Raw genomic sequence first — 5,666 nt, forward strand, 5'->3', positions numbered from 1 at the left:
CGTCGACCCGTCGCCCCGTCGACCCGGTGCTCCGGTGATCCGGTGATCCGGTGATCCGGTGATCCGCCGGGGTGACGCCGGAACATGTGCGTCACCCCGGCGGATCACCGGATCACCGGATCACCGGATCACCGGAGCACCGGGTCGACGGGGCGACGGGTCGACGGGGCGACGGGGCGACGGGTCAGGGGCGGTGTGGCGTCACTTCGCCAGGAAGGTCAGGAGGGCGCTGTTGACCTCCTCGGCGTGCGTCCACAGCAGACCGTGCGGGGCACCCTCGATCTCGACGTAGTCGGCCGACGGAAGCGCCTTGTGGAAGGGGCGCGCGGTGCCCTCGACCGGAAGGATGCGGTCGCCGGTGCCGTGCAGGATCAGGGTCGGCACGTCGACGGCCGGGATGTCGGCGCGGAAGTCGGTGTACCAGGTCGCCGGTGCGGCGGACGCGGCGAACGAGCCGCCGCGGGCCGCGGTGTCCCAGCTGTTGCGGAGGGCCTCCTCGCTGATGCGGCTGCCCAGGTTCTCGTCGAGGTTGTAGAAGTCGTTGAAGAAGGCCGTGTAGTAGGCGTAGCGGTCGGCCTTGACGGCGGAGACGACTCCGTCGAAGAACTCCTTGGGGGCGACGCCGTCCGGGTTGTCGTCGCTCTTGAGCAGGCAGGGCTCCAGGGAGGCCAGGAAGGCGACCTTCGCGACGCGACCGGAGCCGTACGTGGAGACGTAACGGGCGACCTCGCCCGTGCCCATCGAGAAGCCGACGAGAACGGTGTCGTTCAGGTCGAGCGTCTCCAGCACGGTGTTCAGGTCGCCGGCGAAGGTGTCGTAGTCGTACCCGGTGGCCGGCTGGGAGGACTGCCCGAAGCCGCGGCGGTCGTACGTGATCACGCGGTAGCCGGCGTCGAGCAGCGCGGCGGTCTGGCGCTCCCAGGAGTGGCCGTCGAGCGGGAAGCCGTGGATGAGGACGACCGGTCGGCCCGCGCCCTGGTCCTCGTAGTACAGCTCGATCGGGCTGGTGTTCTCCTGGCCCACGGTGATGTACGGCATGAACGTCTCCTCGGTGCGTTGTGGCTGGTCCGCGCCCTTGTGCGGTGCGGATGCCCTCACGCTACGAGCGGGGAGGAGCCGCCTCTTGTCGCGTCACGCACTGGGTCTTGTCCGTGAGCGCAGTGTTCACGAGCGCGGTGTTCACGCGCGCGCATTTCTGCCTGCGGTTCTGCCTGGAGAGGGCGATGGGCCGCTGCTTGGCTGTGGGCAACGGGCAGGTACCGGGCTGTGGCCCGCCGGGCAGGCGCTGCGTTCTGCCCCCCGTTTCCGACGGCCCGAAACGTTTCCCTTGAACGGACATGACGTGAGCGTGATGGTGACGACGGATTCTGTACCGGAACAGGACAGGATCGCGTTCTGGCACGAAGCGGTGAGCAGGACGCTGGTGCCGATGGAGGTCTCGGCCCGGGGCGGCGGACCGTTCGACGGCCGGATGGCGACCGACCGCGTCGGGTGTCTCCAGGTCACCACGGTGGAGGCCGACGCGCAGCGGGTCAGCCGCACACGGACCCTGATCGCCAGGTCGCCCCGGGCGCTGGTGGCGGTCGGCGTCCAGACTTCCGGCACGGCCGCCTTCCTCCAGGACGGCCGGCGGGCAGAGGTCGGGGAGGGGGACCTCGTGCTGTACGACACGACCCGGCCCTTCTCCTTCGACTACCCCGGGCGATTCACCGCCCGTGTCTTCCAGGTTCCGCGCCGAGCGCTGGGCGCGCCGGACAGTGCCCTCCGGCAGGCCACGGGCCGCGCCATCGGAACAGCAGACGGATTCGGCGCGATCCTCCTCCCGTTCCTGACCAACCTCGCCTCCACGGCCGGCAGTCACCCGCCGGCCGTCGCCACGCGGTTGTCCGGAATGGTCGTCGAACTCTTCGACACCTTGATCGCCGAAGAGTCCCGCTCCGGCGGCCCGGACACGGACACGGCGGGCCACCTGGTGCGGCGCGTCCGTGACCACGTCGACCGGAACCTGCTCGACCCGGACCTCTGCCCGGCGCGCCTCGCTGCGGCGCACGGAATCTCCGTCCGCTACCTGCACCGACTGTTCGAGGGCGAGGGGATCACGGTCAGCCGGCTCATCCGGCAACGCCGCCTGGAGGAATGCGGCCGCGAACTGGCCCGCCGCGGCAGAACGGCCCCCAGCGTGTCCGCGGTCGCCCAGAGATGGGGCTTCGTCAGCCCGGCCCACTTCAGCCGCGCCTTCCGCGCCGCCTACGGGGTGACGCCCACGGAATGGCGCGACCTGAGCACAACCCGGCAAGCAGCCGACCTGGTGCAGGCCGCGGGGTAGCGCCGCCGCCACGCCCCGACCGTCGACGACGGGAGTTTTCTCTTGTCTCGGACGACCGGGGGGAGCGGGCAGCTCCGCTGCTGCCTCCGGCCCCTGAACGATGCCACCGCCACCCGGACGACTACGAGTCCCGGGTCGGGCAGCCCCCGTCGGCATCCTCTTCGTGCTACAGACGGGTGTCGCATGGCGCGATGTCCCCGCTCAGACCGTCGCCCGCGGCCGCCCCGGCTCCAAGCACCATGTGATCGTGGGCCGTGTTACCCAGTGACGTGGAACTCGTTCCCGCTGGCGTCGAGGAACTCGCCGGGTTCCCGGTCGCGTTGAGTGACCTTCAGCCGCAGCCTGTTCCGCGCCTCCTTGGGCGCCATAGGAGGCCCCATCACCAGCGAGACCGTGCTCGCGGGCGTCCGGCGCAGCCGGACGCCCCAATCGTGGGACTCGACCGCGTGCCAGTTGGCCTGCGACTCCCAGAAGGCCCGCTGCGCATGGCGCTCCTCCTCCGAGACGTCGAGGCAGATCGCGACGAGGCCGGAGTCGGCGAGCACACCAGGGTGACCGGGGCGCAGCACACAGAACTCGTTGCCCTCTGGATCCGCCAGAACGTCCCACGGAACGTCCCCCTGGCCGATGTCCGCTCGCGTCGCACCGAGTGTGAGCAGGCGTGCCACCTCGGCCTCCCAGTCCGGCCCGCCGGCCAGGTCAAGGTGGAGTCGGTTCTTGTGTGCCGCTTTCTGCTTCGTGGTCGGCACGAATCGCAGATGCAGGCCGCCGGTCCGGCCCCGTGTCGCGTCCAGCCAGAAGCGGTCCATGCGCGCGACATCCAACGCGTCGATCACGATCCCGGTCAGCATCCCGTTCCCCCAGCTGTCGAGCCTGTCGTCTGTTCATTGTCGCTGCCGCTGTTGTCGACGCCAGCGCCAGGAGACCGCTGATGACCGAAGTCGAGCGTACGAACCGTCGCCTCGATCCGTCTGGCTCCGCGCATGACGTGCCGGACAGCCCTTAAGGAGCAGTAAGTTCGACGACGACGTCGTACACCGCGGGGTTCGGCGTGATCGGCTGCTTGGCCTGCTCTCGTGCGTCCTGCGTACGCGACGCGAAGTCGGGGTCGGCGGTGGCGGCCTCCCATGCCTCCTGGCTCTCCCAGTGGGAGACGTTGACGAGCTGGAAGCGGGAGCTGGAGGAACGGGCCCTGTGCATACGGGAGTCGATGAAGCCCGGCTTGTCCCGCATGAGCCGGGCCCGCTGCTCCCACTTCACGACGAACGCGTCCAGCTCGGCGGCGTCGATCTCGAAGACGTTGATGAACGTGACGGACGAGTCTGACGAGTCGGAGGCCTCGTTGTGTTGGGTTTCTGTGGTCATGTCGGAAGCCTAACGACCTAACCCAACTGGGCGTTGACCGGAACGTGACGCTCGGCAACATGGGCTTCGCCGAGTTCGCCGTGGCCGCTTCCGCAGAGCCAGGTCAAGTCCTGCGGCCTGTCTAACGCGTGCAGCGGGCAGCCGTTGTCCTGGAGGCGCGGTTCGTTCGTCGGAGCGTGGCGGCCGGTCGTCCGTGATCGACCCGCTCGGTGGGCACATCGCCCGGCGGTTCCTTGGCTGCACCGGTGATACGAGTGCAAGTTGGACGCTTCCTCGCCTTCGCGGGCATTCCCGCAAGTCTCATCTGCTGCCACTGCCGTCTCGTCCGCGCGGAATCAGTCAGTGTGCGGCTGCTCCCACACTTGTTGCCCAGACCCGGAGAGGCACCAGATCCGGCCCGGCTACGGCCTGCTCCGAGGCGTTAGGCACGCCCTCCAGGCCCGACCAGGCCGTGACGCCCGGTTCACCGCCGACCAGGAATCCCTCTATGACCGGCCCAAGGTCGTCGGAAAGTACGTAGGCGTCGCCGAACGGCAGCGCATCCGCCGGAACCGATCCCGTCGAGCACCTCAGCTGTCCGGCCTGCTCGTCGTGCCACACGTAAAACGTCGCCACCCCGGGGAAGCCCAGCTCGCGGATACGTACCCGAATGGCCGAGGCAGTCCGCTCGAAGGCGGTCAGCACGGCGGAGACGGACAACGACCTCCTGTCCTCGGCCTCCGCACTCAACGACCAGGTGTTGGTCACCCACTCCACCCGACGGTCGGCCCGCTCCAGTACCAGGGGCTCGTCCGCCACCTCAGCGATCCATGTCAGCAGCACCACAGCAGTATCCCCGCACCGCGCGTGGCCCCAGGAACCGCCTTAGTAGACAGCGTGTTCGGCTGCTGGAGACGACCAGTGCGCGCCCCAGTCGAGCTGGAACGCGTCATGGACCCGTGGCACGGGCGGGTCGTCGCGAAGGATGTCGGCGGGCAGCGCGCCCTAGGCCGGGAAGGGGAGCTGTGGCTCGCCGTCTCCGTCGGCGAAGCCGCAGCAGGCGCCGCCGCGCTTCTCCGGGATCAGCACCGTCCCACGGGTGTCGCCCGGTGCGATGACGACCGCGCTGGCCGCGCCCTCGGACACCGGGGCGGTCGGCTCGGCGCCACACCGCACACACGAAACGAACAAACGTCCTCCGCTCGGGAACTCCAGGAATCCGAGGTACCTTCGCACCCCCCACAGAACGGCCGACGTGTGGTGAGCGCCGCTGCGGGGTCGTGGCCGTGCCTCGACCCCGAGGCCGTCGCGGCAGGTCGGTCGGCCGCCCCCGCCACGATCCGGTCGGCCCCCTGCCCTGCCGTACGCGTCCGTCAGCCGCGTACCAACGGAGTGTCCACGAGGTGCTCGGCCAGGAACCAGACCTGGGCCTCGCCGGTGCGGATCACGTCGGAGACCAGCAGGTCGGCGCTGCCCTCGTCGCCCTCGCCGGAGAGCCTGGCGGCCGCGTCCCGGGCCTCGATCAGGATCCGCTCGTGCGCGTCGAGCAGCCGCGACAGCATTACGGGCACCGGTTCCACCCCGTCCGGCGGCCGGGGGATCGTCGTCAGTTCCGCGACGTGGCGCGGGTCCCCGACGGCGACGCCGCCGAGGCTCTGGACCCGCTCGGCCAGCGCGTCCACGATGGCCAGTTGGGCCTCCGCGTGCTTGTCCAGCATCAGGTGGAGCGAGTAGAAGGTCGCCCCGCGCATGAGCCAGTGGTGCTTCTTGTAGAGGGAGAAGAGGATCTGTGTGTCGGCGAGGACACGGTTGAGCCGCTGGCAGGCGTACATACGTGTGTCATGGCCGAGGCCGATCGGCAGCTGCTTGAGTGTGCCGAACGTCTGTATCTCGGCCCCCTTCTGATGCAGCAGCGGCTGACCGCCGCCGTGCGCTGCCGTGAGGGTGTCCATCGGGTGCTCCTTCTCGGGCGTGAGTGAGTGGGTGGGGGATGGGG

At 69.6% G+C, this 5,666-nt stretch carries 7 protein-coding genes and 1 pseudogene; 2 read left to right on the plus strand and 6 right to left on the minus strand.

Annotated features, from left to right (window positions below):
- Positions 1-201: 201 nt before the first annotated feature.
- Positions 202-1,038 (minus strand): alpha/beta fold hydrolase, encoded by an 837-nt coding sequence (locus EAO70_RS08665; protein WP_148002425.1) that lies wholly within the window; start codon positions 1,036-1,038, stop codon positions 202-204.
- Positions 1,039-1,342: 304 nt separating this feature from the next.
- Here EAO70_RS08665 and EAO70_RS08670 point away from each other — a divergent pair, with 304 nt between their 5' ends.
- Together EAO70_RS08670 and EAO70_RS39040 are read left to right on the plus strand one after the other, a co-directional pair.
- Positions 1,343-2,326, plus strand: coding sequence for a helix-turn-helix domain-containing protein (locus EAO70_RS08670; protein WP_148002426.1), 984 nt, complete (start codon positions 1,343-1,345; stop codon positions 2,324-2,326).
- Between the two features lie 38 nt (positions 2,327-2,364).
- A pseudogene (locus EAO70_RS39040) lies at positions 2,365-2,537 on the plus strand (IS5/IS1182 family transposase); the annotation flags it as partial.
- 46 nt (positions 2,538-2,583) lie between these two features.
- On the opposite strand, the gene EAO70_RS08680 reads toward EAO70_RS39040, so the two are convergent.
- The 5 genes from EAO70_RS08680 to EAO70_RS08700 all read right to left on the minus strand — a co-directional run bounded on the left by EAO70_RS08680 (position 2,584) and on the right by EAO70_RS08700 (position 5,622).
- Entirely contained in the window at positions 2,584-3,177 is a 594-nt protein-coding gene (locus EAO70_RS08680; RefSeq protein WP_148002427.1) for a VOC family protein, read from the minus strand.
- 151 nt (positions 3,178-3,328) lie between these two features.
- The gene (locus EAO70_RS08685; protein ID WP_148002428.1) at positions 3,329-3,691 is read right to left on the minus strand and encodes an antibiotic biosynthesis monooxygenase family protein; all 363 of its coding nucleotides are present in this window, start codon (positions 3,689-3,691) and stop codon (positions 3,329-3,331) included.
- Positions 3,692-4,030: 339 nt separating this feature from the next.
- Positions 4,031-4,513 carry a hypothetical protein gene (locus tag EAO70_RS08690; RefSeq protein ID WP_148002467.1) on the minus strand — a complete coding sequence of 161 codons (483 nt, stop codon included), beginning with the start codon at positions 4,511-4,513 and terminating at the stop codon, positions 4,031-4,033.
- A gap of 162 nt (positions 4,514-4,675) precedes the next feature.
- Positions 4,676-4,846: a hypothetical protein gene (locus EAO70_RS08695; protein WP_261992767.1), complete on the minus strand. Its 171-nt coding sequence runs from the start codon at positions 4,844-4,846 to the stop codon at positions 4,676-4,678.
- A gap of 197 nt (positions 4,847-5,043) precedes the next feature.
- Positions 5,044-5,622, minus strand: a complete 579-nt coding sequence (locus EAO70_RS08700; RefSeq protein WP_148002429.1) for a Dps family protein — start codon at positions 5,620-5,622, stop codon at positions 5,044-5,046.
- Positions 5,623-5,666 lie beyond the last annotated feature (44 nt).

Origin of the sequence: Streptomyces sp. adm13(2018) (assembly GCF_008042145.1) — a bacterium.
In the GTDB taxonomy this organism is placed as follows: Bacteria; Actinomycetota; Actinomycetes; order Streptomycetales; family Streptomycetaceae; genus Streptomyces.

What these genes read in the sequence shown, in the direction of transcription:
- EAO70_RS08665 (WP_148002425.1), bottom strand. Translation starts at nt 1,038, where the DNA reads ATGCCGTACATCACCGTGGGCCAGGAGAACACCAGCCCGATCGAGCTG.
- EAO70_RS08680 (WP_148002427.1), bottom strand. Translation starts at nt 3,177, where the DNA reads ATGCTGACCGGGATCGTGATCGACGCGTTGGATGTCGCGCGCATGGAC.
- EAO70_RS08685 (WP_148002428.1), bottom strand. Translation starts at nt 3,691, where the DNA reads ATGACCACAGAAACCCAACACAACGAGGCCTCCGACTCGTCAGACTCG.
- EAO70_RS08700 (WP_148002429.1), bottom strand. Translation starts at nt 5,622, where the DNA reads ATGGACACCCTCACGGCAGCGCACGGCGGCGGTCAGCCGCTGCTGCAT.